Annotated in this window: 23 protein-coding genes, 1 pseudogene and 2 riboswitches; of the genes and pseudogenes, 8 read left to right on the top strand and 16 right to left on the bottom strand. The window is 35.6% G+C overall.

Features of this window, described 5'->3' with window-relative positions; translation table 11 throughout:
- A complete protein-coding gene (locus ACFSCX_RS00530; RefSeq protein WP_377926123.1) occupies positions 1–1023 on the bottom strand; it encodes a DUF1646 family protein in 1023 nt (340 codons plus the stop codon).
- 232 nt (positions 1024–1255) lie between these two features.
- Positions 1256–2437: an S-layer homology domain-containing protein gene (locus tag ACFSCX_RS00525; RefSeq protein WP_377926122.1), complete on the bottom strand. Its 1182-nt coding sequence runs from the start codon at positions 2435–2437 to the stop codon at positions 1256–1258.
- Between the two features lie 112 nt (positions 2438–2549).
- Positions 2550–2633: riboswitch (cyclic di-GMP riboswitch) on the bottom strand.
- A gap of 431 nt (positions 2634–3064) precedes the next feature.
- Here ACFSCX_RS00525 and ACFSCX_RS00520 point away from each other — a divergent pair.
- On the top strand, positions 3065–3517 hold the full coding sequence (locus ACFSCX_RS00520; protein WP_377926121.1) for a helix-turn-helix domain-containing protein: 453 nt from the start codon (positions 3065–3067) through the stop codon (positions 3515–3517).
- 118 nt (positions 3518–3635) lie between these two features.
- Here the strand turns inward: ACFSCX_RS00520 and ACFSCX_RS00515 are convergent, their stop codons facing one another.
- The 7 genes from ACFSCX_RS00515 to ACFSCX_RS00485 all read right to left on the bottom strand — a co-directional run bounded on the left by ACFSCX_RS00515 (position 3636) and on the right by ACFSCX_RS00485 (position 11932).
- Entirely contained in the window at positions 3636–4835 is a 1200-nt protein-coding gene (locus ACFSCX_RS00515; protein WP_377926120.1) for a chromate transporter, read from the bottom strand.
- A 41-nt stretch (positions 4836–4876) separates the two neighbouring features.
- Positions 4877–5182 carry a PadR family transcriptional regulator gene (locus ACFSCX_RS00510; protein ID WP_377926316.1) on the bottom strand — a complete coding sequence of 102 codons (306 nt, stop codon included), beginning with the start codon at positions 5180–5182 and terminating at the stop codon, positions 4877–4879.
- Between the two features lie 582 nt (positions 5183–5764).
- Positions 5765–6793 carry a C45 family autoproteolytic acyltransferase/hydolase gene (locus tag ACFSCX_RS00505; protein ID WP_377926118.1) on the bottom strand — a complete coding sequence of 343 codons (1029 nt, stop codon included), beginning with the start codon at positions 6791–6793 and terminating at the stop codon, positions 5765–5767.
- The gene (locus ACFSCX_RS00500; RefSeq protein ID WP_377926117.1) at positions 6794–7570 is read right to left on the bottom strand and encodes a MerR family transcriptional regulator; all 777 of its coding nucleotides are present in this window, start codon (positions 7568–7570) and stop codon (positions 6794–6796) included. It lies immediately after the preceding gene.
- Between the two features lie 299 nt (positions 7571–7869).
- Positions 7870–8316, bottom strand: coding sequence for an SRPBCC family protein (locus ACFSCX_RS00495; RefSeq protein WP_377926116.1), 447 nt, complete (start codon positions 8314–8316; stop codon positions 7870–7872).
- A 14-nt stretch (positions 8317–8330) separates the two neighbouring features.
- A complete protein-coding gene (locus tag ACFSCX_RS00490) occupies positions 8331–9209 on the bottom strand; it encodes an AraC family transcriptional regulator (RefSeq protein ID WP_377926115.1) in 879 nt (292 codons plus the stop codon).
- A gap of 449 nt (positions 9210–9658) precedes the next feature.
- A complete protein-coding gene (locus tag ACFSCX_RS00485; protein WP_377926114.1) occupies positions 9659–11932 on the bottom strand; it encodes a putative bifunctional diguanylate cyclase/phosphodiesterase in 2274 nt (757 codons plus the stop codon).
- Positions 11933–12114: 182 nt separating this feature from the next.
- A riboswitch (cyclic di-GMP riboswitch) is annotated at positions 12115–12198 on the bottom strand.
- A gap of 268 nt (positions 12199–12466) precedes the next feature.
- Between ACFSCX_RS00485 and ACFSCX_RS00480 the strand changes: the two genes are divergently transcribed.
- Both ACFSCX_RS00480 and ACFSCX_RS00475 read left to right on the top strand, forming a co-directional pair.
- Entirely contained in the window at positions 12467–12745 is a 279-nt protein-coding gene (locus ACFSCX_RS00480; protein ID WP_377926113.1) for a MerR family transcriptional regulator, read from the top strand.
- A 133-nt stretch (positions 12746–12878) separates the two neighbouring features.
- The gene (locus ACFSCX_RS00475) at positions 12879–13157 is read left to right on the top strand and encodes a hypothetical protein (protein ID WP_377926112.1); all 279 of its coding nucleotides are present in this window, start codon (positions 12879–12881) and stop codon (positions 13155–13157) included.
- A gap of 430 nt (positions 13158–13587) precedes the next feature.
- Here ACFSCX_RS00475 and yeiL read toward each other — a convergent pair whose 3' ends face one another.
- Positions 13588–14259: a transcriptional regulator YeiL gene (yeiL, locus tag ACFSCX_RS00470; RefSeq protein WP_377926110.1), complete on the bottom strand. Its 672-nt coding sequence runs from the start codon at positions 14257–14259 to the stop codon at positions 13588–13590.
- Between the two features lie 80 nt (positions 14260–14339).
- On the opposite strand from yeiL, the gene ACFSCX_RS00465 reads away from it, so the two are divergent.
- A complete protein-coding gene (locus ACFSCX_RS00465; protein WP_377926108.1) occupies positions 14340–15512 on the top strand; it encodes an MFS transporter in 1173 nt (390 codons plus the stop codon).
- A 212-nt stretch (positions 15513–15724) separates the two neighbouring features.
- On the opposite strand, the gene ACFSCX_RS00460 is transcribed toward ACFSCX_RS00465, so the two are convergent.
- Genes ACFSCX_RS00460 through ACFSCX_RS00450 form a run of 3 tightly spaced genes read right to left on the bottom strand, consistent with a single transcriptional unit; the run spans position 15725 to position 18122 of the window.
- On the bottom strand, positions 15725–16456 hold the full coding sequence (locus ACFSCX_RS00460; RefSeq protein WP_377926107.1) for an ABC transporter permease: 732 nt from the start codon (positions 16454–16456) through the stop codon (positions 15725–15727).
- On the bottom strand, positions 16453–17391 hold the full coding sequence (locus ACFSCX_RS00455) for an ABC transporter ATP-binding protein (RefSeq protein ID WP_377926106.1): 939 nt from the start codon (positions 17389–17391) through the stop codon (positions 16453–16455). Before ACFSCX_RS00455 ends, ACFSCX_RS00460 begins: the two co-directional genes overlap by 4 nt.
- Positions 17391–18122: a MerR family transcriptional regulator gene (locus ACFSCX_RS00450; RefSeq protein WP_377926105.1), complete on the bottom strand. Its 732-nt coding sequence runs from the start codon at positions 18120–18122 to the stop codon at positions 17391–17393. The genes ACFSCX_RS00455 and ACFSCX_RS00450 overlap by 1 nt, the downstream gene beginning before the upstream one ends.
- Before the next feature lie 583 nt (positions 18123–18705).
- Here ACFSCX_RS00450 and ACFSCX_RS00445 point away from each other — a divergent pair.
- The 3 genes and pseudogenes from ACFSCX_RS00445 to ACFSCX_RS00440 all read left to right on the top strand — a co-directional run bounded on the left by ACFSCX_RS00445 (position 18706) and on the right by ACFSCX_RS00440 (position 20609).
- Positions 18706–19299 carry a TetR/AcrR family transcriptional regulator gene (locus ACFSCX_RS00445; RefSeq protein WP_377926104.1) on the top strand — a complete coding sequence of 198 codons (594 nt, stop codon included), beginning with the start codon at positions 18706–18708 and terminating at the stop codon, positions 19297–19299.
- 17 nt (positions 19300–19316) lie between these two features.
- Positions 19317–19465, top strand: a pseudogene (locus ACFSCX_RS25690) (CysS/YqeB C-terminal domain-containing protein); the annotation flags it as partial.
- Positions 19443–20609 carry a DUF418 domain-containing protein gene (locus tag ACFSCX_RS00440; RefSeq protein WP_377926103.1) on the top strand — a complete coding sequence of 389 codons (1167 nt, stop codon included), beginning with the start codon at positions 19443–19445 and terminating at the stop codon, positions 20607–20609. The pseudogene ACFSCX_RS25690 and the gene ACFSCX_RS00440, both read left to right, overlap by 23 nt.
- Positions 20610–20901: 292 nt before the next feature.
- Here the strand turns inward: ACFSCX_RS00440 and ACFSCX_RS00435 are convergent, their stop codons facing one another.
- From ACFSCX_RS00435 to ACFSCX_RS00425, 3 genes are all read right to left on the bottom strand, one after another.
- Positions 20902–21759 (bottom strand): SH3 domain-containing protein, encoded by an 858-nt coding sequence (locus tag ACFSCX_RS00435; RefSeq protein WP_377926102.1) that lies wholly within the window; start codon positions 21757–21759, stop codon positions 20902–20904.
- Between the two features lie 201 nt (positions 21760–21960).
- Positions 21961–22608, bottom strand: coding sequence for a response regulator transcription factor (locus tag ACFSCX_RS00430; RefSeq protein ID WP_377926101.1), 648 nt, complete (start codon positions 22606–22608; stop codon positions 21961–21963).
- Entirely contained in the window at positions 22605–24728 is a 2124-nt protein-coding gene (locus ACFSCX_RS00425; protein ID WP_377926100.1) for a sensor histidine kinase, read from the bottom strand. The genes ACFSCX_RS00430 and ACFSCX_RS00425 overlap by 4 nt, the downstream gene beginning before the upstream one ends.
- Before the next feature lie 241 nt (positions 24729–24969).
- Here ACFSCX_RS00425 and ACFSCX_RS00420 point away from each other — a divergent pair, with 241 nt between their 5' ends.
- The gene (locus tag ACFSCX_RS00420; protein ID WP_377926099.1) at positions 24970–25515 is read left to right on the top strand and encodes a hypothetical protein; all 546 of its coding nucleotides are present in this window, start codon (positions 24970–24972) and stop codon (positions 25513–25515) included.
- Positions 25516–26299 lie beyond the last annotated feature (784 nt).

The raw sequence follows: 26299 nt of genomic DNA, 5'->3' as shown, positions 1-26299 counted from the left end.
TTATCTAAACAGCATCATCGCGAAGTAATATAGTAACATGGTTAGAAAACCTATTGGAATGGCAAATCTCGCCCATTCTTTACTCGTAATCTTAAGTTTTCCCGCAGCGATAATATTCGGGATATTGCCTGGGATTAACATCCCTCCGCTTATGAGTAAACCCAATAATATGGATCTAATTGTTGAATGACTCATGACTGCACTTATTTCTGCAGCAGTTAGTGTCGCATTATCTAACACAGCGGAAATCATATTTATCCAATAAAGTAATGAGGGGTTAAGGTGTATAAAATATCGGTTAATTAGAGGTTCAAACCCTGCTCCTAGAAATGTAAGTCCCATTACAAAGAAATAGATTTTTAGTGCTCTTGTTAATATATCTTCATAGCTTTCACTCTCGTTATTTCGGATAACTAAATTTGAATTATTTTTCGAATGTGGAGCTACAAAATATGAGGCTAGTAAGCCAAATGCCACTAATGCAATAAAAATTTCTGGACCCAACAACCGGATGAAATAGAAAAAGTCACCATTTAACTTACTTATAGCTACTGTTGAGAGTGGTTCTCCAATAGGAGTTAATGCTGCTCCTAAACCAATTGAATAACAAGAGAGAATGACAAATCGAATCATCGCTTTCCGTTCAAATTGAAGGGATGATACAATTAATACTAATACTAATGCAGCAATAATAGCTGTTATCACGCTAGAAAGGGCACCTAACAAAATTACACAAAAGGCAATAAAAACACGATAAGGTAGCAAGCTACTAATAGTTGTAATGGTTCTCACAATTGGACTATGAAGCCATTTGAACAATAACCCTGCAATCAAAACTGCCACTGTTATCGTAATCGGATCCTTTGCTGATTCAAGAAATAAGGCTGCACTCATCACTTCAGTAATCCATGCAGCTGCTAAGCCGCTGCAAAAAATGAACAGCTCTAAATTTCTCTCTACAACTCTATTGGTTAATGGTAACAATAACACAAGAATAAGAACCACCAGTAATCCGATATCCATTCCTTCATCCTCACCCCTTATGTGAACCAATTTATGGCATGATAGATTGTATGCTCATGGATGGACAATCTTTCCCTATGAATTAGAAATTAAAAGATAATGATTCCTTATCGATATCCCAAACTCTATTCTTTATAAGATCACTGGGCACTTTATCCCCCTAATAAAAGACAAAAAGCTTACTGAAATTATTATCAGTAAGCTAAAACTATTTCTAGTATTTATTTAAATGCTATTCTGTATATTTGGCAAAATTAATAATATATTCAAATGTATTCATTCGACGGTTTAGTTCATCATCAATACGAATGTCCATTCTTGCTTCCATATCAAAATCTAGGTTAGTAGATTTGAATGCGACCAAATAATTATTTACAACAACCTCTTGAGCTAATTCCCCTTCACCAATAGGTGCATTAAAAGTGGCTGCCTTAACCATTTCCTCAGGCTCACGCTGCAGATGATCTTGTACGATAAAAACAGAGTCCTCTTTTTGATCTCCTACTTCATGATAGGTCTGAACAAAGAAATAAATATATTCAGTTGGATATAATTCTTTTACATCTTTTCTAATCTTTTCAAGCGTAACGTCTTCACCATTTTTTAAGTATTCCAGTGTTATCATAGATGCATATGATTTTGGAGTTATTAATGATACCGTAGGAATAAATGCTTCATAGGTTTGACGGTCAAGAATTAGCTGATCATTTAAAATAAGATCATTCACAGACTCTTGGCTTTTTCCAAGTTCAATTGCTTCTAGTATATCTTGATCAGTTAATGTATAGATTAACTCTTTATTTAAGGCTTCACCTTTTCTAAAACTTGGTTCTAAAACTCTTGCCATAAATACTGAGAATTGTGCTCGAGTAACTGATCCAAGTGGCTTAAACGTATTATCTGCGTATGGTACTGTAATTCGATTGGATAAAATTGCAGAAATATTTTCCTTGTATTTATTATTATATGGAACATCTGCAAACTCTAAATCACTCATAAAATTTGGTAGATAATAAGCTTTTGTTAATGAATATGACATTAATTCTCTTGTTAAGGGTTGATCTGGTTCAAACTTTTCAAACATTGGGAAAATGCCCTCTTCTGCAATTGCAGAGATCTCTTGTACAGCCCAATGGTTACTTGATACATCATAAAATGGGTTTCTTCTATTATCTAATGGTAAATCAAGAGCGCGAGCGAGCATTACAACTGCTTGTGCTCTTGAAACAGGATTATTCGGTTTGAATGTACCATCTTGATAACCACTTATTACTCCTTTAGAAGTTAAGTATTTAATTTCCTCATATGCCCAAAAATCGTTAGGTACATCAGTAAATTCTTTTGTTGCTGCATTAGTTGAATTAACAGGAATAAATAAAATTAGTGCTAATAAAGTAATAACTATTTTTTTCATCTTTCTCTCCTTCAAGTAATTTATGAGAGTAAAAAGACAAATAACTCAACGCTCAACGGGTAATGGTCTTCAAATAATGAATGAAACTATAAACTAGTAATATGTATCCCAATTCGGTAGTCCAGCCATCATAGCAATACGCTTTAGACCTGTGACTTTGCGCCTCCGGTTTTCACCGAATTTGCCATTTCGTTAAGATGATGAGACTAATATCTGACTTAATACCTATTTAATATTTAGACACAACTCTACATAATCTGGCAATATCTTCTACTAATTTAGTTGCATCCTTACGCAAAAATAATACATATTACCCATTTCACCCATTCTGTTTATAGTTCTTAAATCACAAATATATGGTAATATCCATACTAAAGACCATTTTTTTACACATCTTAAAACAAATACAAGAGCCTTGTATTAATTAAGAACAAAGGATACTCAAGTGGTTTTTAGTGAAGGAAAATGAAAATAATCCCACTCTATGATGACCAGTTAAAACCGCGGTATAATCATGCTTATGACTGGCAACTAGTAGTTGCAACTTAAAGCAACTACATTTTTCTTTACTTTTATCACTGACCATACCAATAATCGATTATAGATTGCAAAAAGGAGATAGGAAGAATGATTTTTGGTGATAAATTAAAAAGCGAACGAAAGAATAAGGGGTGGTCTCAAGAAGAATTGGCCGAAAAGCTCTATGTAAGTCGACAGTCCGTTTCCAAATGGGAAAATAGTCAAAATTACCCTAGTATTGAAATACTGATCAAAATAAGTGATCTTTTAGGTGTAACGATAGACGAATTATTAAGGAGTGATGAAGAGTTGAAAGAGAAAGTGATTAAGGATAGCAAACAATTAGCACATCCGAATCTAAAAATTATATTTGATGTATTATTTTTGATTGGTGTCGCTCTTTTAATCCTAAAATTAGGCATTCTTCTGTTAAATAAAATCACACCGCTTGATATAAACCTCGTTGGCGGTTCATTTTTTTGGAACTTTGGATCCTTATTTTTTATGGTTGGTGGGGGAATAGGTTCTGGTATCGTGAAGGAAAAATATAAAGAAGATTGATCATTTCATTTTTTTCTAAACAACATTTTCACAGTTTCTTTCTATTGCAGGCTAGTAAAATCACCCCAAGAGAAGATTGATTATATCTTACTGTTTGGGGTGTTTCCTTTCCTCTAAATTAGCCAATCGATAAAAGAGCTCCTCCAACCGCTCCAGTTATAACAATAATCCAAGGCGGAAGCTTCCAATATACCAACATACTAAATAAGATAGCGGCAAATGCAAAATCAATTGGTGTTAGAATGGAACTAGTCCATATTGGTTGGTAAAATGCAGATATTAATATTCCTACCACTGCTGCATTAACACCCATAAGCGCACCTTTTACCTTTGGACTTTGCCTTAGACTATCCCAAAATGGGAGCGTTCCTAGAATTAATAAAAATGCCGGTAAAAAGATAGCAACTGTTGCTACGATACCTCCCACCCATCCATTCATAACAGCACCAAGATAAGCGGCAAATGTAAACAATGGACCCGGTACAGCTTGTGCAGCTCCATATCCAGCTAGAAATGCTTCTTCACTTAGCCATCCTGTCGGCACAAATTCACGTTCAAGTAATGGTAATACAACATGTCCTCCACCAAATACAAGTGATCCAGATCGATAAAAGCTATCAAACATCGCAATCCAATGATAGTTCGTCAGCTCCCTTACAAGAGGTAGAAGAATCAGTAATCCAAAAAACAAAACAAGACAAACTGTTGCAAATGTACGTGAGATGGGAAAATGAACTCTAGAATCTGTCTCTTCTTTCTGAAATTTATACAATATAAAGCCAATACATGCAGATAAAAGAATTATTCCGATCTGTGTAAAGGATGTTTGCCATAGCAGTGTCACAACAAGTGCCAATAAGGCAATAGCTTTTCTCTTTAAGTCTGGTGTAAGTTTTTGGGCCATTCCAACTATGGCATGAGCAACTACAGCAACCGCAACAATTTTTAACCCATGAATCCAACCAGCAGAACCAATATTAAATCCTTTGAGTATTAAAGCAAAGATAATTAGGGCAAAAACAGATGGTAATGTAAACCCTAGAAATGATACAATTCCACCTAATACACCTGCTCGCATGACGCCAATCCCGATTCCTACTTGGCTGCTTGCAGGACCCGGTAGAAATTGACATAGCGCCACTAAGTCGGCATAGCTCTTTTCATCCATCCACTTTCTTCTTCGAATATACTCATCATGGAAATAACCAAGATGGGCAACAGGACCTCCAAAAGATGTAAAACCAAGTCTTGTCGAAACCATTAAAACTTCGAGTAAAGTAGCTAATAAACCCTTTTCCCTCTTTAAGTTTTGATTCATTGATCTTCCTCCTCTCATTTTACAATCCGTAAAAATGATGATTAGTTGATTTCCTTGAAAAGCTCATAAGCTTTCTTTCTCGCCTCTACTAAAACTTCATTTCCCTTTTCTGTCGTTTGATAATATTTTCGAATTTTACCTTCCACATTTTTTTCTTCTTTATGTAGCAGACCATCCTTTTCCATTGAGTGAAGAATTGGATAGAGTGTCCCAGAACTAATACTGTATCCATGTTTTTTAAGCTCCTCTAACATCCATAAACCGAAGATGGGTTGTTCATGGGCATGGTGCAAAATATGGATTTGAATGAACCCTAGAAATAACTTTCGTACTGTTTTGTCCTCCAACATCGTCCCCCCCCTATTATCGGATTTCAATATCGAATCTCTACATTGAATGGTAGCATAAATCCATGTTTGTAACAAACCACTTGAGATTATTCTTGATTTTCACCTTTTAGTACAAAATAGGTCATTATAACAAAAGAAACCCCGTCTTTCTTACTAAAATAAACGGGGTTTCCACTTAAATCTAGCTATTATTTTATCTCTGATGCTCAAGAACAAAAGGCAAGCGCAGCGTTTTGCCTACGGCATAGCAAATGTTCCTAAATGAGAAAAAGGGTGCATTTCCCCTTTTACTTATTTAAGGTTATCCCGCTCCAACTGGCGGTAAAAAAACAAAAACTCCAGTTGGAGTCCGATTGGTTCAACTAACCATCAGAAAAAATCACTGATGAACGTTTCTGACCTCGAGTAGATGATATGGCAAAGATCGCCTCCATTTCATCTTGGCTGGGCGCTGAGCCGGATTACAAAGTACATCGTAATAAGATACAATCAAATTTCTTATTCACTCAAGGATAGGTAATTCTTACCTTACACATTTCGTTATTGACCAAAGCAATATATTGCTTCATTAATAGAACCCTACACTTTTTGACGGATCACCCCGCTTATTGTTTCAGGTAAAACGAAAGAATCATTCACGTAATCTATTAGAGAAAATCTCATTGGTTTGCAATTACCACCAATCCCTACTATTATCTCTAAATCCTTTGGGATATAGACAACGGTATGCAAGGTGCCAAAGTATTCTTGATAGTTTTTATAAAAGAGTGGAGATGTTTCGTTGTTAAATTGTTCATAGGCTGACAGAGGTGATACAAATTCCGATTGTAATTTTTCAATATAGTCTCTACGCTTTACGGACCCTTGTATATTAACTCTATTCTTCTCCATCAAAGCTTCAGATTCAAAATGGTTTGTGCAGGTTAATGGATGTAAAAAGTTGATGACTTGCTCTTCTGGGGAAGCTTCTACAATGACCTTCACACCATGTCGGTCCATAATAGAATAGTTGTAACAATAGCCGTGTGGAATTCTTTTAATAAGGTTGATGGCTTCTTCTGTCGTCTCACATTGTTCTAAAAGTTGTCTAACTATAGTCGTGGAGATAAACCCCTTTTTATGATGTGTTTTATTCACAAAGTGTAAGCCGACAATAAGACCCTTTTCGTTCATACCATCGAGTCTTCCAATAAGCTGCTGACTAAAGCCGACACTCGCAAATCCATTAACCGGTTTACAAAAGACTAATCTTGCATCATATAAATCAGGACTAAAGTCATAATTGCGCACGTAATAATGGTCAGTGCCAAGAGAAGTACACCCCATTGCTGGTAAATCTACATCATAGCCACTAAAGATTTGTAGTATTGTTCCTAATTCTTGATTTAATCCTTTAGACAACCCTTCAAGCTCAGATAACAGGTTCGGGGATAATTCAGTCAATAATTCTGTTACTTCTAGAGTGTCATACTCTGATTTTAGATTTTGGGAAATCTGATTTTCCAATATGAAGGAAGTGATAGCTTCTTTACTCTGTTCCATTCCAATTTGATTATAACTACCTCTTAAATCAATGACTTTTACAGACAACTCTCTTCCTTGTACCACTTACAGTTCCCTCCTTTTTTCCATTTGAATAACAGGCATTAGTAAATCCAGCTCACTAAAATTTTCGCCATGATACCATTCTAGAATCGAGCTAGCCGGAAGCCATTGATGATCAGCTGCATATTTCATTAATGTTTTGTAGCCGTTATGGATGTTAGAAATCGGTTCTTTATAGGACATACTGATACAGACACACGCATCCATAATTTCCACTTTATGAATATTAGTTTTTCCGTTTATCTCAATCTCAAATGGAATACCAAAACCTATATGGGCAGTTATTGGATTCACTCCTGATACATATTTCAAATAACAGTTTTTTATTGGGATATTCATATTTTCAAGCAGCTTCCCTTTTTGTTCAAACTGCTTCTGAAATTTTCCAACTTCCGACTCTGCCGAAAACCAGACAATCTTCTCCTTACTCTTCTCTGTTAAATAAATATTTTCAATTCTATTTTCCCTTTCTAAATAGTGTAAACTCACATCTAGAAGGTGTTTTTTCTTTTTTAATTTCTTAATCCAGCTTTCCATTAGCTGTCGTTTTATTGCTTCATCACTAGAAAGATAAGATTGTATATCATTAACTGGAATACCCGCTATACGCAGACTTGATATTAGCTTTGCTATTTCAATCTGATCGTCTGTATATACTCGATATCCACTACTGTTTCTTTCTTTTAATTCCAATAATTTTTTTGACTCATAGTACCTTAAAGCACTTTTAGAAATACCTGTCTTCTCTGAAAAAGCCTTTATCGTCATAAATGTAGTCACATAATCCCTCCCTTATATCGAATGATACACCTTCAAGTAACTTGAATGTCAATACGTTACTAAGGAGTTAAGAGGTAATATTCCTCTGTGGAGAGTGTCGTTTATTCTTCGTTGGGTTAAACTTAAATGATGAATTTCGAGTTTTTCATAAATCTGTCCAATTAGCACATCTCTCCAGTTTCTTTCAATAAATTACAACAATTTATGTTTGGCTGAAGTGACAAACATAAAAAACCTTGAAATATGAACAATATTTCTATTCATATCTCATGGTCTTATGATAAGATGTCACATTATTCTCATTTGCGTTCGTATCCTTCAATTACTTCCTTAATCCTTGTTAAATGGTCACCATCTTGTTTAAGTAGCATTTTCCTCATAGCAGGAACAAAGATTTTCATTATGATATTACTCTTAATGAAACACTTAAGGGAGAGTTCAGTCCCAGATCCAATCGCTTTTAAGCTGTAAAAATAAGTAATACTCATACCGACTGATTTAGACTGAAACGCTATTTCATCATTAAGTAAGTAGTGACTAACCTCAATAACGGCACTTATTTCTTTTTTACCAAACAATCTCGTTTCGTTTATTTTCGTTCCGATGGATATGTTGTCTTTACTCCCAAAAATCTCAACTTTAACAACATCTTTTCCATACTTAACAAGGTTATTTGGATTACTGATAAAACCAAATACTATATCCTTGTTCTCTCTAATTATTTCTTTTTTCTCAAATGCAAGCATGTTTTACCTCCATATTAGTTAATAAGTTCAATTGGTATACAAATATCCATATTTAATTGTTCAAAATTTATTTTTGGCGGAGATTCATGATATATTTCAAAGGCAGGTAAATGCCTAGGCTTGTAACGACTTCTCGGAAGCCACTCATCAAAAAAATAATCATAGGCTTCTTGGAGATTATCAATAGTGTCCTTATAGTGTAGGGCAGCAGTTAAACCACCGTTAAATATTCCTGCACCAATAAATCCATTAGATTCAATTGGCTCTTCTACGGTAATAGCAATGTCATATCGACACTTGTCTAATGGTGTCACTTCAGGATCATCAATTGACATGCCAATTAGTCTAGTATTTCTATTTATGATTTCTTTTCGCTTTGCCCAGTTTATTAATTCTACGTAACCCTTCATCCATTTCTCTTCATTATAAGAATCGTGAACACGATAATATGCAATTGGTTTGCTAGAGAGAGTTTGAATTTTTATTTCATACTTTCTAATTGGAGTTCTTGTAATAACAGGCACATGATTACCTGTTTTCATATCAATATCATATATATTATTTAAGTATTCTATTGGACTCATTCCATAATGTTTCTTGAAAGAACGATTGTACGCTGATGAAGATGAAAAACCCGATTCAAGTGCTACTTCTACCATTCTGTTAATAGGAGTTCTTCTTAGTAAAAACAGTGATTTTTCTAATCTTAATCGAATAATAAAATCATTTAAGTTCTCATTTTGAATAGACTTAAATATTCTATGAAAATGATATGGAGAGATACCTGCAATTTTAGATAACTGCTCTAGTGAATATTTTTCTGATAAATCCTTTTCAATATAATCAATTACTTTGTTTATAGACTCAACATAAAATTGATTTAAATTTCCCATCCTAGTCACTCTCACTTTTAATCTTAACTTTAGTTTATCAATTTTAATGTTTGTACGTATTTGCATATCTTGCTATTTTTAATTTTTAAGTGATTTATTTTACAGCGCTTGTCCTACATTTTCTTTTGATTTCTTTGTATTCCTATCACTGGATAAAATTGTACCGCAATCTACCGTTTTAATAGTACTTCCATAAATACAATATACACATCCTTACCCTATCATCTGAACAAATGGATGAAATCTGAATGTATGCCAAGTACCAAAATAACTTTTTTATAGCCTAAGGCAGAGCAATTGTTCCTAAATGAGAAAAAGGGTGCTTTTCCCTTTTTACTCATTTAGGTTATTTGACCTCGAGTGGCTGGGTACTGGAGCTAGCCCATTCTCTTGCTGAAAACTTTTATATTTTCTTTATAATAAAAAGCCCCTTATGAGGGGCTAAAAATTTAGGAGAAATTTGATAAAGGTGTTAAGTGATTTGCTAAAAGAATACTTTCAAACTCACTGGGTTCAACTGCTTTTGAAAAGAGGTATCCTTGACCGATAGTACAATTATTCTCTACTAATACTTTCATTTGGTGCTTGTGTTCTATCCCCTCAGCGACAATAGTTAGCCCCAAATTTAATCCTAAATCTATAATAGCCTTTACCATCGAACATTGATTGTTATAATCGTTTATTTCATCAATAAACGATTTATCTATTTTTAGTGTATCAATCGGCAATTTTTGAAGAACATGTAACGAAGAATATCCAGTTCCAAAGTCATCAATCGCTGTTTTTACACCCATGTCTCTCAATCCATTTAGTACCCCTTTCGTTTCCTTAATATTCTGCATGATACTTTCTGTTATCTCTAACTCTAAATATTTAGGTTCTAGCTTTGTTTCATGCAGAACCTCCCTTACGTTTTTTAAAAAGTCCCCTTGCTGGAATTGCCTAACGGATACATTCACCGATACAGATATAGAGGGAAGACCTTTTTCCTGCCACATTTTATTTTGTTTACAAGCCATCTGTAAAACCCATTCACCTATGGAGACTATAAGACCTGTTTCCTCAGCGACTGGTATAAATTCTAGAGGAGAAATAGGACCTAGTTCTGGGTGTTCCCATCTTAATAAGGCTTCAGCCCCAATAATTCTTTTTGTTCGAAGATCCACTTTCGGCTGGTAGAAGATAGAAAGCTGATTAGTAGCAATAGCATTTCTTAATTGATGCTCTATCTCCATTTTTCTCACCATGGCTTTATTTAATTCTATATTGAAAAATCTGAAACTATTCTTCCCACTTTCCTTTGCTAGATACATAGCTGCATCAGCGTTTTTAAGAAGGTCTTCAACGTTAAGACCGTTTTCAGGAAATATACTAATCCCGATACTAGGGGTTACAATAATTTCTTTGTCACCAACTATAAAAGGTGTTTGAAATTTTTCTAGTATCTTTTCTGCCACCACCGAACATTGCCATTCCGTTGCTTCAGGAACAATAATTACAAATTCATCCCCACCTAATCTAAATATTTGAGTATTTACTTCTAGGCAATTTCTTAAACGCTTTGAGGCTTCTATTAAGATACTATCTCCAATAAAGTGACCTAAAGTGTCATTGATAACTTTAAATCTATCAAGATCTATTAGCAATATTGCAAACCTGTTATGACTGTCCTTTGAATTTCTCATCTTTTGACTTAGTACTTCTTTAAAACTTGTTCTATTATTCAGCCCTGTCAGAGTGTCATGGTATGCTAAATACATATATTCGCCCATAAGTTTCTCATTTTTCCTCAAAATTTTTAGTTGGCGACCAATAATCATAAAGAATATAATAATTAAACCTATGCTTAGGGCATTTAACTCCCATTGATAACTATAAATGACTAGGAATAGGAGAATCATTACACTTGAATATGGGAATACCGTATCTCTTTTTTCAAAGGGATTTTTAATTTCTAACACTGTTTTTTTGCCATCTTCCTTTGCATAGAAGCCTGCAAATCCAATTAACAATATGGTTATCAGCCAAAATAAATCAATAATGTTCCCTACTTCATACCCACCCGTTATCGATAAATATGCATATCCCGAATCAGCCACTACTTGAAGAAAGAAACCTATAATAATGAAGAGCATATGATTTTTTTCAGGATTATGTTGAATCAGGTAGTATAACAGGGTAATCACAAACAAGATACTTAAACTAGCAATCGGATAAGCCAACGTGATAATTGTAAGCAATAAGGAATAATCTGAAAGGGCTATGGGCTTGATTAAAAAGTAACTACTAATAGCCGCAGCCGTAATCATAAAAATAGTAATGTTGAAAACATAAGGGCTATTTGGAACTTCAGTACTTATTTGTTTCGTCTTATAAATTAATGCAGCCAAATAGAAGAGGTAGGATAGCAACCAAATTATATAGGAGGCATCCGTAAACAAAATAGCACGTTGGCTAATCTGAAAAAATAACCAAACTAGATTGGAGCTCGTACTGAGAAGTACACCAATTCCTAATAATAACCAAAAACGCTTGTTTTTATGGGTTAATCTTCGATAAGCTATATACAGCCAATTAATACTCAGTACTCCAGCTATAATTTGAAGTACACTTACACCTAATGATCGCATCCAATCATTTTCCCTGAATAGTAAACCCCATACAAAGAATACAACGACGAACATAATTAGAGTATGTATATGAAAACGCCCAATCTTTAACATAGGATCCCCTCACAGTATAAAAATAAGAATATGTATGTTTATTCCTTTCACTCCACAATGTCCTTGGAGAAACTACACTAAAGTTATTCATTTATGAGTGGTTTATTTTATAGGAAAAAAGTAGTATTTGTCCATGTGATAAATATAAGCTCTTTATCGTTTAATTTTTCCCTATATATCCTTTTTGCAACACAGCCACCTTAGGATTTCATCCAAGTTCTGTAGCCTTACGTCCTCACCTTCCAATGAGTTTGCCTTTCTATGGACTAGTACTTAAATAATTTTTATTAGTTCAATAATATCATTTTTTCTTAGAAATATATAGTGCAAAAGTCATATAACCCGTAATAATTCTGAATAATCCGAATTTTATTGATGGTAAGTCGGCCTATTACCTAAATTTGCAAGTATGATCTACCACAGGAATTTCTCTCCAATTTAAGAAAAGGTTTTTGTAGGGCTAATTATCATTTCATTACTTGACCCGGTCCTATACTACCGGGTGTACAATACCGTTGGGAGGAGATGACAAAATTGAAGAATCTAAAAATTAGTCAGGTGGCCAAAGCAGCTAACGTAAACGTAGAGACTATCAAATATTATGAAAAAAGGGGACTTCTCCCCACACCAGAAAGAGACCATTCAGGGTACAGACTTTTTTCTGAATCAGCAGTCGAGGATCTATTACTTATCAAAAAAGCACAGGAAATCGGATTCACCTTAAACGAGATCGAACACATATTAGCATTACTCAAACAGGAGCACTTTCCAACTGATGAAATGTATACATTCGCTGTTGATAAAATTCCATGAATTAAACGAAACAATTGCCAGAATGGAATATTTCAAATCTTTGTTAGAGCAAGCAACTTCTCCGCTATCCATTCAGATCCAAGGAATAAACAGGATTGTCCTGTCTTAGTAAAACTAAAAAAGGGTGATAAGCATGGGTAAAACCATTGAAATTTTTACAGATAGTAGCCGTTTTCCGAGTGACATAATCGAGAACCAAGTAAAAAACTACGCTTGCTTGCGTTGCTCATTTCTTGTCTATGATGCAGTAAACTCAAATACTACATTCTTGATGGAATCAAAAATAGCCGAATATGGGATAGCAAAATTTCCTGCTGTAACCATTGATGGTAAAGTCGTTTCCCTAGATAAACTAAAAAAGGGCAAGATATCTACCCTTGTTCAGAAAATGTTGCACCAAAAGCCTTACTAACGTAATTTCAAAGTATTTTTCAGTAACTTCTGTCGTTTTAGATCCAAAGGAGTTACCAAAAGATCCTTAAAATCTACCTATCGGTTTTCAATTTTACACTAGGAGTTGGTAACCAAGAGGTTCCCGAATAATTCCTAGGAAAAGGTCTTCTCCTGGTTCCTTAATTTTGTAGACCCTACCTCTAGATTTTAGGGCGTGAATATTGAATCCTTCGAAGTAATCTTCAACATAATATTGATACTATAAAGAGGGCCGACTTGTATGTACGGCCTCTTTCATATGTATATTCTGACTTACACTTTGGACCCTTTAGGAATGCTGCCATCATTGTCTCCCCTCCGCTCCTTCTTTTGTTTATAACTTCTATATGACAGAAAAAAATCTGCATTTACTCAGTGAAAATGACGGCACAACAAGCAAGTCTACTTTGTCACTTATTCTTCAACATTTCAGCTAGTTCATATAATGCATCGTACTGGATAATTTGATAGTTTCGTCCTTCTTTTTGCAAATACCTTTTCTCGCAAAATTGTGTAAGGACATGCAATAAGTGCCGATACGATACGCCTAAATAATCACAAACCGCAACGTGCTTTTCCTTATAAATCCCTTCATCCGCAGTTTGCAAAATAAAATCTGCAAGCCGGTTTTCAAGCGGAAAAGCGAGACTTTGGGAATACTTTGCTGCCATCAGTGTTGCCTTTACACTTAAAAACTTCGTTAATTCTCTTAGAAACTTCGCATCTTCCAATAGCTGCGTGCGATAGTAATGAATAGGCAGCGCAAAGCAAATGGTCTTGGTTGTAGCTTGGATTCCTTTTGTATAGTACACATCATGTAATAATTCCATTTCCCCAATGTATTCATTTGCATTAATAAAATTTAGTAAAGATACTTTCCCATTTTGATGTGTTATATATATTTTTGCTTTTCCTTCCACCACATAAAATAGAAAATCTGGTCTCGTTCCTTCTTGAATAATCCATTCATCACGTTGATATTCATGTACTTCTATGAACTGTTCGACTGGAAAAGAAAATAAATGGGCAATCGAGTTCTGTTTCACATATAACCGCTTTTTTTCACCTTTAAAAATTTCCATTATTCACCTCAAAATATGAGATATCTCATATTATTCATTCATATTTCCATGATATCATGCAACCATTGGGGGAATACAGAATGAACACACAACGCTGGATGAGTAAACAGTTTTTTAGTTTTTTTATGACATGGGGTATTTTTCTACCCTATTGGACAGGATGGATGATCCATACAAAAGGGATTACGGTTACTCAAGCTAGTATAATTATGAGCTTTGGTTTGGTTATAAGAGGTCTTTCAACATTAGTTGCGTTTCCTTATTTATCAGGGAAATTTAGTAGTAAAACGATATTAAATGGAGCAGGAATCGGGACCCTACTTGCGATTCTCTGTTATATACCAGCAAGTTCCTTTACCAGCTTACTCATCGTCACCTTAGTATTACACTTTTTTTACCCTACGCTGATGCCTGCGTTAGATAGTGCTGCTGGCGTCCTTTTGCAAAGTAAACAATTAAAACATTATGGAAGAAGCCGTCAGTGGGGATCCATCGGGTTTGTTGCAGCCGGTATGATCTTAACCGTCTTTACCGGGCTATTTGGAGATGAAGTGATTTTATGGGCACTGTTTCTTGGTACATTGGTATTTGTATGTCTTGGATTTAACCGTGCACCTCAAGTCTTATCTGAAAAACCGCAAAAGCGTCAACCTGAAAAAGTAGGTTTGCTAAAATTACTCACCTTTAAACACTTTGGTATGGTGCTTGTTATTGTGATTTTACTTCAAGCGGCACACGCTTCTTATTACAGCTATGGTTATCTTTTCTTACAAGAAATCGATACTTCTCATTATTTAATTGGTCTGATCCTTAACATCGCTGTTATTGCAGAAATCATTTTCTTCTCTTTGTCAGATCGATTGTTCCATCGGTTTTCAGTAGGCTCTTTACTTGCTTTGTCTGCACTTGGATCAACTGTGCGTTGGATATTGGTTTTTTTCTTTCCAACTGTTATCGTTTTCTGTATGGCGCAAACCTTACATGCTTTCTCATTTGCGATGGGGCATTATGCTTTTATGAAATACTTAACCAAAAACGTTCCTCAAGAACAAATACCGACAGTACAAGGTATGTACTCCGCGTTTGCCCTTAGCTGGGGGACTGCAGTGTTCACAATCTTCGGTGGCTATTTATTTGATATTGAACCTAGGTACGCCTTTATCGGGATGATTGCCTGTTCTATTCCTTCGATGCTACTTGCACTTTTTTACCGGAAACTTGAAGTTCGGAAGGAAGTATTACTTTCTGCTTAGTTTATTTAATTGGAAACTTCGCGTGGTTGAGTTAATTCTTCAATTGTGCAAACCTTTGAATCTTCTGGTAAAGTGAGTTTAATTTTTTTACGTACTAATTTTCCACGAATTCATATAGTCTTAGGATAATATAAAAGGCTTATCTACTTTGGATAAGCCTTCATTTTTAGTACGGTTCATCACACTAAGCTAACATTCGTTTTTTTACACATTTACTTTTTATTTAATATATAAATGGCACCACCGTAGCCTACTATACACCAGACCATTAAATTCATGTAATTCCCTAGGGTTGCATCGAAGTTAGAGGAAGCTAGTGATGCACGCATAACTTCGGCCATTGAATAGATTGGTAATAGTTCATGAAGTGTTTGGAGCCATTCCGGAAGTCGCTCCATCGGGAAATTTACGGGTGAAAACATAAGCGCCCCAAAGATTATGAGTTGTGATAGTGAAAGTGAAGCATTTGGTGACAAAAGATAGGAGAATCCGTATCCAACCCCAATCGATGTTAAGGCAATCATGAGCAGAGCAGGAACTACTGTCCAAGAGATATCATATCCTGGACTGTATAATAGGTGTGCGACAAAGGAAGAAACTACAATCCCTGGAATGGTGATTAATAGCCATAATGTTGTATCGGCACCCAGAATAACGGAACGATTGACTGGCCATGTTCGCATAAATTCCATATATCCATCTGCTTTTGCAGTACCGACTTGTTGAGGCAAGATAACTAATCCAGTAATAATTAAAATAATAGTGGGGGCTCCAGTAGCTAAAAAGAGGATGGAACTAGTATTGGGACTTGGAATCAGATAGGTAAAGCCAATAACTATTCCTATCGATATCAAGATCTGAATGAATGCCATAACGATTAAAAAACCTGAATTTCTTAAAAACTGCATTTGGAAAACATACTTGTAATGGCTTAATATATTCATTGCGATACCTCCACCTTATTAGAAGTTAATTCAATATAAGCATCCTCAATTGTAGTTGGAGACAACGAATAATCCATGATACATCCTTTTTCCACCTGATCTGCTGCCCAATCAATGGTTGATGATACGTTTGATGGGGCCATTGAGAACAATAAACGGGTTCCATTTTGATGGGAGGAAAGAGCCCAACTTGGTATGTTGATTTTTGCTGACTCTTTAGCTAAGCTGATCTCAATACGCACTTGATTACTTACGGAACTCTTTATTTCTGAAGGGGTCCCTTGAGCTAAAAACTTCCCTTTATTTATTATTGCCACGCGATCAACCGCCTTTTCAGCTTCTAGCACATTATGCGTAACTAAAATAACCGAAGTACCATCATTCGTTAGGTCACGTATCACTTGCCAAAGGTAACGTCTGCGAACTGGGTCAACATCATTTGTCGGTTCATCTAGTATAACTAATTGACCAGGAGCTATTACGGCCATACAAAAGGCTGTCAGACGCCTGGCACCACCCGAAAGCTTCACACCTTCCGTATTTACCCATTCGCCCATATCCAACGCCTCAAAAAGCTCTTCCATCCGCTTTGGATTAAAGTATTTTCCCGCTCTCATTTTACCCATATGTGAAACGGCGTGCTTTGGGGTCAGAAAACCTAGTGGCACTTGAGACTGGGGCTGCACGGAACAAATCGATCTTGCACGAGCCGGTGTTTGAAGTATCGATTCACCTAGCAAATGAATATCACCACGATCAGGGGTTAATAGCCCTACTATTTGATTTACCAATGTCGTTTTCCCAGCACCATTCTGTCCGAGAAGCCCGAATATCTCTCCTTCATCAATACTAAATGAAAGATTATCATTAGCAATTGTCTGAGATTTACCTCTACCATTGAAAACCTTCGTTAGCCCTTTTACAGTGAGTATCATTATTTCGACTCCTCCTTTGCAATAAAGACACGCTCAATGAAATGGATGACATCTTTATCCATAGGATAAAAGGCAATACCATCCTTTAAATTCTGTAGAGCTTCCCACATATTCCCCAGTAATTCTTCATCATTACCAAACATATTCTCTACCTGGGTTAACCACCTTTCAGCTAGTTGTTGTGCCTTTGCGGAACTTGGATCAATTTCAAGGTTATTTTTGATATCATTAATGATTCTCATCCATTCCTTGATGTCTTCCTCACTCATTCTTGCATCAGCATCCATAATTTTTCTCATTTCTTCGTTGTTTAAGAAATCTTTATATTGTTGAAAGGCATCCTCAGGATTTTGTTGATACAATTGAATAACACTGAAAATAATGGACCAATTGATTTCTCCTTCAAATTCAATGGAATACGAAACACCAGTAAGTGCTTGTTCTAACATCTTTAAACGTTCCTGTTCCCGTCTAATCATTTCTAATTGCTGCTGTATCGACTGCTGCCAGGTCGAAGGTGATTCTCTTAATATGTCTTTAATTTGTTCCAGTGAGAATCCCATGTACTTTAATGCTAAAACACGTTCTAGCCGCATGACGTCGTCCTCATCATATAAACGATGACCTCCGCTCGTTTTAGCTGAAGGTGTAATTAAACCAATTTCATCATAATAATCTAATGTCCTTACAGTAACTCCTGTACTTTTTGATAATTTTCCAATAGTGTACATATCCTAACCTCCCTTCTTCATTTCTTACATTATAAAACAACACGTTACGTGTGATTCAATAGTCAAATTTAAAAATTGTTAATTTTCAAAAAATATAACAACAACAAAAAAAGAGTTAATCGAATCTTATAATTGATAACGATCACTCTTGCCTGACAAACATTCTATTCGTTGTTAAACCCATATAACAAAAAATAAATTTCTATTCATTTCTAGGGCTACCGAACTAACGTAAAATGTAATTTAACTTTGCAAAATATAAGATAAATGTAGCTATTTGATTATTAGCTTCTATTCTATTTATATATTTCAAAACCGTACTTAATTAAAAGTACGTTTAAACGTAATGCATCAAATTAGGTTTCATATGCATGACACCTCAATTTTCTTGCTAGCTCCTAAATTACCATTCTTCGTCCAAATTCCCCCTTATTTAATTTTTTGATTCTCTTTTCAAATCCCATAATACATAGTATTCATTAACCATTTGACAAAATTCTATTTCCTTACTAGAATTTAATTGAACATCCAATCAATTTTTTGATTTATTAATCAAAAAAATGTAACTCAGGAGTTGAATAGCATGACTGATTCTTTAATTGCAGAGGTTAGAAGAGAGCAAATTATTCTCGCTTGTATCGATACATTAGAAGAAGTTGGATATAACAACTTAAGCTTAACGAAGGTAGCGAAAAAGGCTAAGATTAGCACTGGACTAATTTCTTATCATTTTAACGATAAGCTTGACCTAATGAACCATACATTACATTTTTTAGTTTCAAAGCAACATGATTTTATTAGTAGTAAGGTTATATTAGCCCAGTCAGCAGCGAAACAACTAGAGATTTTTATTGAAGCACATTTAGCCTATCAAGAAACTCATTATAAACATACTATTGCATTAATTGAGATTGTCTTTAATGCCCGAAATGAAGAGGATGTGCCTTATTACAGAATGGAAGAAGAAAATGACGAAGACGCTCTTAGAATGATGTTATTGGAAATTCTCAAAGTTGGCCAACAAAATGGTGAGTTTACTGAATCCTTTCAAACTGAAATAGTAGCTTCATTTATTATCGGAGCGATAGAAGAAAGAATGTTAAAGGCAAATTCTTCTATCCCGGTGGAAAATTACTCAGACGAACTCATAAAAATGATAAAGAGACTCATTGTCTAGACAGAGCGATTCGTTCAAGTATAAATACTATTTTGAATGTAATACGAAGTGCAATTCGGGAGAGAAATACAAAAAAGCAAAGCATTTACGTAAAGATTTGAATGAGCAAGGCGTATTTGTCAAAGTCCAAGGAGAAGATCAGTATGTCCGTTCCCTTAAACAATAGAACAACTGAAAGAAAAAAACGTGCCTATTCATTAGATCTAGCTAGAGGTACTATGTTACTACTTATAGCACTCGCACATGCCCCACTGTATTTATACACCTCTGAACCTGGAATTATGCACAGGGTGGAAAGCATAAACTTCTTTGATCACGTCGTGAACCTTTTTGGCATGTTCTTTATTGATAACCGAGCAAGAGCAATGTTTGCCGTATTATTAGGATATGGTTTAGTACTGTCATTTGAAAGTCAAATATCTAAAGGAAAAAAAGAAAGGGATGCCTTAAAAACAATACGACGACGTTCCTGGTACTTAATTCTATTTGGAATCATATTAGCGGTCTTCATTGGCGGTCAAGATATTCTTATGGCATACGGTTTAGCAGGACTTCTCGTTAGCTGGCTTTTATCACGTGAAATCAAAGCACTAATCCGAACGTTTACTATTATCACTTTATTTTATTGTCTTTCTATTCCTATTATTTGGGGCTTTAACCTGCAAGAAATCGGAAATTATGGTTTTCCTCCAGAGGTTTCAGCAACAGACACATACGTAAATACAATGATGTTAACCCTGTTTTCTTTTCCTATTATTCCGATCATGATTCATTTTATGTTCCCGATTCTTCCTTCCGTTTTAATAGGAATGTGGATTGCTAGAAATCAGTTTTTAACAAAACCCGAACAACATATAAGGACACTTATTTGCATAACCATTATTGGGTTGACTGTCTCCTTACTAGGATCGTTACCTTTATCCTTTTTAGGGAGTGTATGGCACCCTAGTTTCTTTATAGCAGGTTTAATTTCCGGACTCCACATGTTAACAGGAATCGCTGGAGGATTAGCCTATGCGGCGATTTTTGGAATAATTGGTGCCAAGTTAAAAAGACCAGGGCGCATTAGCCTTTCTATAATGGCTTTAGGGAAACGTTCATTAACATTCTATGTTTGGAATGAGGCCATGCTCGTTCTATTCCTATCACCAGTAGCACTTGATTTAGGAGGACATGTGAGTAACGGTATAGCTGCTATGATTGCAGTGGGGATTTGGACCCTTTCTGCCGTTTTGGCTACTATATTGGAAGAACAAAATATGAATGGTCCATTGGAAATAGTATTAAGGCGATTGGTGTATAAAAATTAATAAACCAAAAGACAACCGAGGAATATGTAGATTACCTTGGTTGTCTTTTGGTTTTAAAAGCAGTCATAAAAAAAGTTTAAAAAGCCTTGTCTTATGGTACCGCCCACCGTGGTTATTTATGAGGCAAAAATGCATTGAAAATCCATTAATCGATGCCTTTTTGAGAGAGGGGGATAGATAGGGACTCTGCCACAGTCCGGCTAAATAAAGAGACATAGTTGCTGTCCCTTCTCGACTCCATTCTTTGTTCACTTTTGGCTCTCAACATATAAACACCATATACTCTTTTTGACTAATCACCTGCAATGAAAAACTGAATTTTTAATTGACCCGATTCATCTTTATCTATTCCTATACGATAATCGACTGACGTTCTAACATACTTCCCTGCAACGTAGCCCATAACTCCGTCCAGTGTCTTAACCTTTACCCAGTGATACAGCTCCTGGTCAATTTTGACCGTTTCCTCTGTATATTCTCCTACCATTTCAACCACTTCATAGCTCAATTGCAAAATGGTTTCAGAATTCAGAGAAGGGGTCGTTCGAAGATTCACCCGTTCTCCGAGTATCGCACCATAATTAAAGGCATCATATCCTTCGGGAAAATTCAGGTAAATATAAGGAGCTGTATAAGAATCTTCATGTAGTGTTCCCCCATGTGCTAAAGCGTCTTGGAGCTCAATCCACACTCTAGAGTTTTCAGGCTGCTGATCTAGGTTCCATTTTTTTACGAATCCTGCTTTCCCGATTTCCTCTGCACCGAAGGAGAACTTGATTTCGTCTGATAGTAGTTGTAGAAGATTTTCTTTATTCTTTTCCTTAATGACCGTTTTCAGTTCGGCAATAAACTTTGCTATAAGTGGATTTTGGCTGGATTCATCTCTTATGGGCACCTTTACAATCGTTCGATTTTCCGTATCTATCCCTGTATGTTCACTATCTTCCACAGTTGGTTCTTCCTTCTCTGTGCTACTGTTACTCTGTTGTTCTTGAACTGCAGAAGAATTGTTTTCGGTCTCATTGTTTGGATCTTTGTCATCTTGTATAATTTCAGTTGGTTGATTGTTTGGTGTTTCAGATGAATTTTCCTGCCGCATACAACCTGCAATGACAAATAAAACAAACATCATTAAAATGATTTTTTTCACTGACATCACCCCTATAGAGTTAGACGGTAAAAACTGACATTTTGTTTCAATGTTTTAGGTGCCTATCACTACTCGATATTTGTCGAATAGATAACAATGGACGTACACTTTTTTCCTCTATTTCTGATAAGGTTCACGTTAGTATTCTGAATAAGGTTTTAATAAAGAATTTTTACTATTCATTATTATATATTTACCTTTTTATTTATCGAGGTTTGAGATATTTACAATCTGAATTACTTCTTCTCTACTAGAGATCTGTAATTTGTTGAGAATATTCGTTACATAGTTTGACACGGTTTTATTACTAATCTGCAGATGATCTGCAATTTCCCGATTTATTGCGCCATCAGCAATAAGATATAATACTTCCCTTTCACGACTCGTTAAGTCTGGAAATAACTGTTCACTTGCTGCTGGTCTTGTTGAGGAAAAGTAATGAACCATTTTGGCAGCTATACTTGCACTAAAGATTGCTTCCCCTGCTGCTACCGTTTTAATAGCCCGGATAATCTCTTCTTTTCCTGCATCTTTTAAAATGTATCCCTTCGCTCCTACTCGCATCGCCTCAAAGACAGATTGGTCATCCTTAAACATTGTAAACATTAAAATATGAATATTTGGGTTTACTCCTATTATTTTCTTTGTTGCTTCAATTCCATTTATCACAGGCATCCTGATATCCATTAGAATGACATCTGGCTTTAATTTGTTAGCTTGATTGATAACTTCCTCACCTGTAGCTGCTTCACCTACTATTTCAATCTCGGGTACTGTTTTTAAATACGTAGATACACCATATCGAAAAAAGGGATGATCATCTGCTATTAGAACACGAATTTTATTCATTTAATTCCCCCCATGTTGATTGTCGTATTTGTTGAGATGGGAATCCACGCAAAAATACGGGTTCCCCCCTCCTTTCTTTGTTCAATTGATAATTCTCCACCAAGTTCTGACGCACGTTCCTTCATTGAAGGTAAACCGAGTCCCCCCATGGAAATGAATTCTTTTTTAAATGATATACCAATTCCATCATCCATCACCTCAAGCTCTAACCGATTGTTTGTAAGAATAATCTTAACTCCACAATGCCTTGCTTTTGAATGACGGACAACATTGACAACTGACTCTGAAATGATTCGATACACGGCAACCTCAACTGCAGCAGGAATATCGGATAATTTTGAAGGCGCTTCATAAGTAAGATAAATGCTTGAGTCATGATTCTTTCTTATAGATGTAATCTCATGAATTCGTTGCCTTAACGCTTCAACTAATCCTAATTCATCAATTGTGGGCGGCCTTAGGTCGTATACCAATCGTCGAATATCGTCAACTGTTCCTAAAATCATTTTCTGATGCTCTATTAAAAGATTTTTTACAATATGAGGCTCTTTATCTACTAAATCCTCTGCTGCTGCAGCTGTATAGGCTAATGCAGCCAATCTCGGAGCTAGGTCATCATGTAAATTGCGGCGTAAATAATGCCTTTCTTCTTCTCTAGCTAGTACAAGCTTCTCTCGTGAATGTTGTAAATCTCGATTTATTGCTTTTAAGTCCATAGTTGCTTTTAAGTCTTGTAAAAGAGGACCTAGCTGTTGAATAAGGACCTCCCATAACTTCTCGTCAGATTTTGTAAAAGCTTCCCCGGAAGAACGCGGAGCAACATTTAAATACCCTAATTTTGTCCCTCGATAGGTGATTGGTAATGGATGGACTTCCTCTTGCTTTGTTCCGCTATGTGTAAGAGTGATAGCTTCATTATTTTGTAGTAATTGGATTTCAGTGTAAGGAAGTCTCAATACCTCCTTTAACGTTCGCGCAACTTGGTCAAGCACCTGTTCAGGAGTTTGTGATTCCTGTATTTTTTTTCCTAACAAAGCTACCACAAAGTAAGGATTTCCTTGTTCACCATACATCCTGCGAATGATCATCTGCTGTACCTTCTCCTTTATGGGAGAAAAAGAAATCGCTACGATACTAGTAGCAATAATGGATATAATAAAATTGTCATTTGTATTAAACATACTACTCAAATACCAAACAACTGCGACATAAATGCTTATTACTACGACAACCATAATTGCATAAAGAATCGTTCTATTCAACAATGGATCAATATCCCACAGCCTGCGACGAAGAAGTGCAAATGTTAATGTAATTGGGATAAGGAGTAGTAAAAAATACACGAAACTATTAAATATCATAAAATACTGAATGCTGCCTTCTTCAAATATATTTGGATTGAACAATAAAGGGATGAATACTACACATAAAAAACCTGAGATTGCTACTGAAAAACCGTATACCACCCACTTTGTTTGTTGCCTTTCCACTTGTGTCGAAACAGTTCGAAAGCGATAAATCTGGGAGTAAAGCAGGAAACCAAAGATGAAAAGTATTCGAAAATAAACAACCCATTTAGGTAGGTTTTCTAGATAAGTTAAAGAGAGGAGACCAATCGTTAAAAAAAAGATCCACATACTCCATTTGGGGACAAAACGACCATTTGGAAATAAGAAGAAAAAAACACTTAATGAACCCCATCCTATAAAGCTCATGGCATCATTGATTTGCATCAACAAAGGAATATTTTCAGCAGGCACAGAAATTATTGAGGCAAAAGAAATTCCAAATGAAACGAGTAATAGTGTTCCTAATAAGCCCATGAGTTCATGGCTTCGCTTCCAGAATATCAAGGCTGCTGCTATTAAGAAAATGAAAATAAATACACACTCTAGAACGGTATAAAATAACGCAAAAAGTTTTTCGTTCATTCCTATTTCATTTAGATTCTCAGTTCCTGGAGGGGGACTAGGCGCGGCAAAACACTCATTGTAGATACAATCGGTTGCAAGTCTTTCATAGTAAACTGGGATATTCGCAATAAATAGTGTGATGAACCCCAAACAAATTAGGGCTACAAATATACGAAAAACGCTCAGACTTCTACTAACACCCTTCATAAACGCTCTCCCACTCTCTCATATTTCTAAATAAATTATAGCAAGTATTTCCAATCCCGTAATCCACCTTTTCACTTTCCCAGATCATTTTCCCATCCTATAGGAACCGTTCCCTTTTTCAATGGGAAACTCCTTCTTGATAAGATGTATTTGTAAATAAACGACACGAAGGCAAAGAAGGAGGGCCGTTTATAGGCTAGTTCCCAATATGTAAAAAATAATAAAGTGGAGTGATTATACGATGAATGTAGAAAAAATAACAAAATGGATTGCTTATATCGCTATTCTTGCAGGAGTTGTCCGATTGTTTATGACACCTATGGCACTTATATTTGGCCAAGATAGTCCTGAAGAAATGTGGCCAGGATTTACGGCCTGTGTCTTAATGACAATTGGTGCAATTGGTTTATATTTAGCTCAAGCTGAAAAAATAGGGGTTTTAGGGTTTATTTCCTTTATGCTCTTAACAGTAGGGAACATACTTGTAACACTAGGAGCCTATATGACATTAGCAGGATTCCAGCCAAAGCCTGATTTAATCATCATTAATATTCTCATGATGGCTTGTTTAACTTTAGGAAGTATATTATTTTCAATTGTCACATTTCGTGCGAAAGTATTACCACGTGCAGGTGCGGTTTTCATGATTCTATTTGTTTTAATGATGTTCTCACCAGCAGGTATCTACCTTCCTTTAGCATGGGGTCTAAGTTATATCATATTAGGCTATGGTGTATTAAAACAACCGAGTCAACTACCGGTCAGTAAAACAGCTCTAAATGTATAGATAGAAAAAGAAGGCATACAAATCTCCAAAAATATCAAGCCGAAAATATCAAGTTATGTATAATAACTTGTATATTTTCGGCTTGTTAAATAATTCTTCACACAATCATCGCATCGATTAGCCATCCATTAAGGGAAAAAATTTCGTTGCACCACAGAGAGTGAAAATAATCCGGTCCATTCTGGTTCTTATTTCAGTCAATTCAATCACTAATACATCCATCACTCGAATTCCAACTTTCGCATTTTTGTACTTTTTGGGTCAAGCAGAGATTATGAATAGTGGTCTTCAAGTAAGAAAATCAATATTATCGCCGACCAAAGAAAAAAACAGTATATAATAGTATCTTCGGGTATTTTTTTTACCTTATTTACTTACTTGTGATACGGTTCGTCGTAGCGCGGCTATCGACGAAAAAATAGTCTGTAGTTTTAACACAGACTCGAGAACAATTAATGTTATTCCGTATGATAGCTACTTTCGTCCCATGATCAGCGGGGCTTGCTTTAAAATGTCGTTCTCCATTTGGAGACGCTGGAGCTCTTTACGTAAAGAGATTAACTCATTCTCTCAGCAAACGGTTATTCATTTCCTTAAAAGAACCGGTGGTCTGATCTTGCTTTATCCAACGGTTTAAAGCGGAGGCTGTGAGGCCATTTTCCTCCATAGGGATTATGCTCCAAATCCATGATGCTATCTTTATCACCAAGTTCTATGCCGGTTCTAAGGGGACCTTTGGAATCCGAAATAAAACACACCCCGCTTGGCAGAGTGTGTTTCCGAA

Source organism: Bacillus salitolerans, assembly GCF_042680805.1.
Lineage (GTDB): Bacteria > Bacillota > Bacilli > Bacillales > SA4 > Bacillus_CJ > Bacillus_CJ salitolerans.
Note: the sequence above shows the minus strand (reverse complement) of the source record. Positions and strands in the feature narration are given on the sequence as shown.

What these genes read in the sequence shown, in the direction of transcription:
- ACFSCX_RS00530 (WP_377926123.1), bottom strand. Translation starts at nt 1,023, where the DNA reads ATGGATATCGGATTACTGGTGGTTCTTATTCTTGTGTTATTGTTACCA.
- ACFSCX_RS00525 (WP_377926122.1), bottom strand. Translation starts at nt 2,437, where the DNA reads ATGAAAAAAATAGTTATTACTTTATTAGCACTAATTTTATTTATTCCT.
- ACFSCX_RS00520 (WP_377926121.1), top strand. Translation starts at nt 3,065, where the DNA reads ATGATTTTTGGTGATAAATTAAAAAGCGAACGAAAGAATAAGGGGTGG.
- ACFSCX_RS00515 (WP_377926120.1), bottom strand. Translation starts at nt 4,835, where the DNA reads ATGAATCAAAACTTAAAGAGGGAAAAGGGTTTATTAGCTACTTTACTC.
- ACFSCX_RS00495 (WP_377926116.1), bottom strand. Translation starts at nt 8,316, where the DNA reads ATGCTTGCATTTGAGAAAAAAGAAATAATTAGAGAGAACAAGGATATA.
- ACFSCX_RS00490 (WP_377926115.1), bottom strand. Translation starts at nt 9,209, where the DNA reads ATGGGAAATTTAAATCAATTTTATGTTGAGTCTATAAACAAAGTAATT.
- ACFSCX_RS00485 (WP_377926114.1), bottom strand. Translation starts at nt 11,932, where the DNA reads ATGTTAAAGATTGGGCGTTTTCATATACATACTCTAATTATGTTCGTC.
- ACFSCX_RS00475 (WP_377926112.1), top strand. Translation starts at nt 12,879, where the DNA reads ATGGGTAAAACCATTGAAATTTTTACAGATAGTAGCCGTTTTCCGAGT.
- yeiL (WP_377926110.1), bottom strand. Translation starts at nt 14,259, where the DNA reads ATGGAAATTTTTAAAGGTGAAAAAAAGCGGTTATATGTGAAACAGAAC.
- ACFSCX_RS00465 (WP_377926108.1), top strand. Translation starts at nt 14,340, where the DNA reads ATGAACACACAACGCTGGATGAGTAAACAGTTTTTTAGTTTTTTTATG.
- ACFSCX_RS00460 (WP_377926107.1), bottom strand. Translation starts at nt 16,456, where the DNA reads ATGAATATATTAAGCCATTACAAGTATGTTTTCCAAATGCAGTTTTTA.
- ACFSCX_RS00455 (WP_377926106.1), bottom strand. Translation starts at nt 17,391, where the DNA reads ATGATACTCACTGTAAAAGGGCTAACGAAGGTTTTCAATGGTAGAGGT.
- ACFSCX_RS00450 (WP_377926105.1), bottom strand. Translation starts at nt 18,122, where the DNA reads ATGTACACTATTGGAAAATTATCAAAAAGTACAGGAGTTACTGTAAGG.
- ACFSCX_RS00445 (WP_377926104.1), top strand. Translation starts at nt 18,706, where the DNA reads ATGACTGATTCTTTAATTGCAGAGGTTAGAAGAGAGCAAATTATTCTC.
- ACFSCX_RS00440 (WP_377926103.1), top strand. Translation starts at nt 19,443, where the DNA reads ATGTCCGTTCCCTTAAACAATAGAACAACTGAAAGAAAAAAACGTGCC.
- ACFSCX_RS00430 (WP_377926101.1), bottom strand. Translation starts at nt 22,608, where the DNA reads ATGAATAAAATTCGTGTTCTAATAGCAGATGATCATCCCTTTTTTCGA.
- ACFSCX_RS00425 (WP_377926100.1), bottom strand. Translation starts at nt 24,728, where the DNA reads ATGAAGGGTGTTAGTAGAAGTCTGAGCGTTTTTCGTATATTTGTAGCC.
- ACFSCX_RS00420 (WP_377926099.1), top strand. Translation starts at nt 24,970, where the DNA reads ATGAATGTAGAAAAAATAACAAAATGGATTGCTTATATCGCTATTCTT.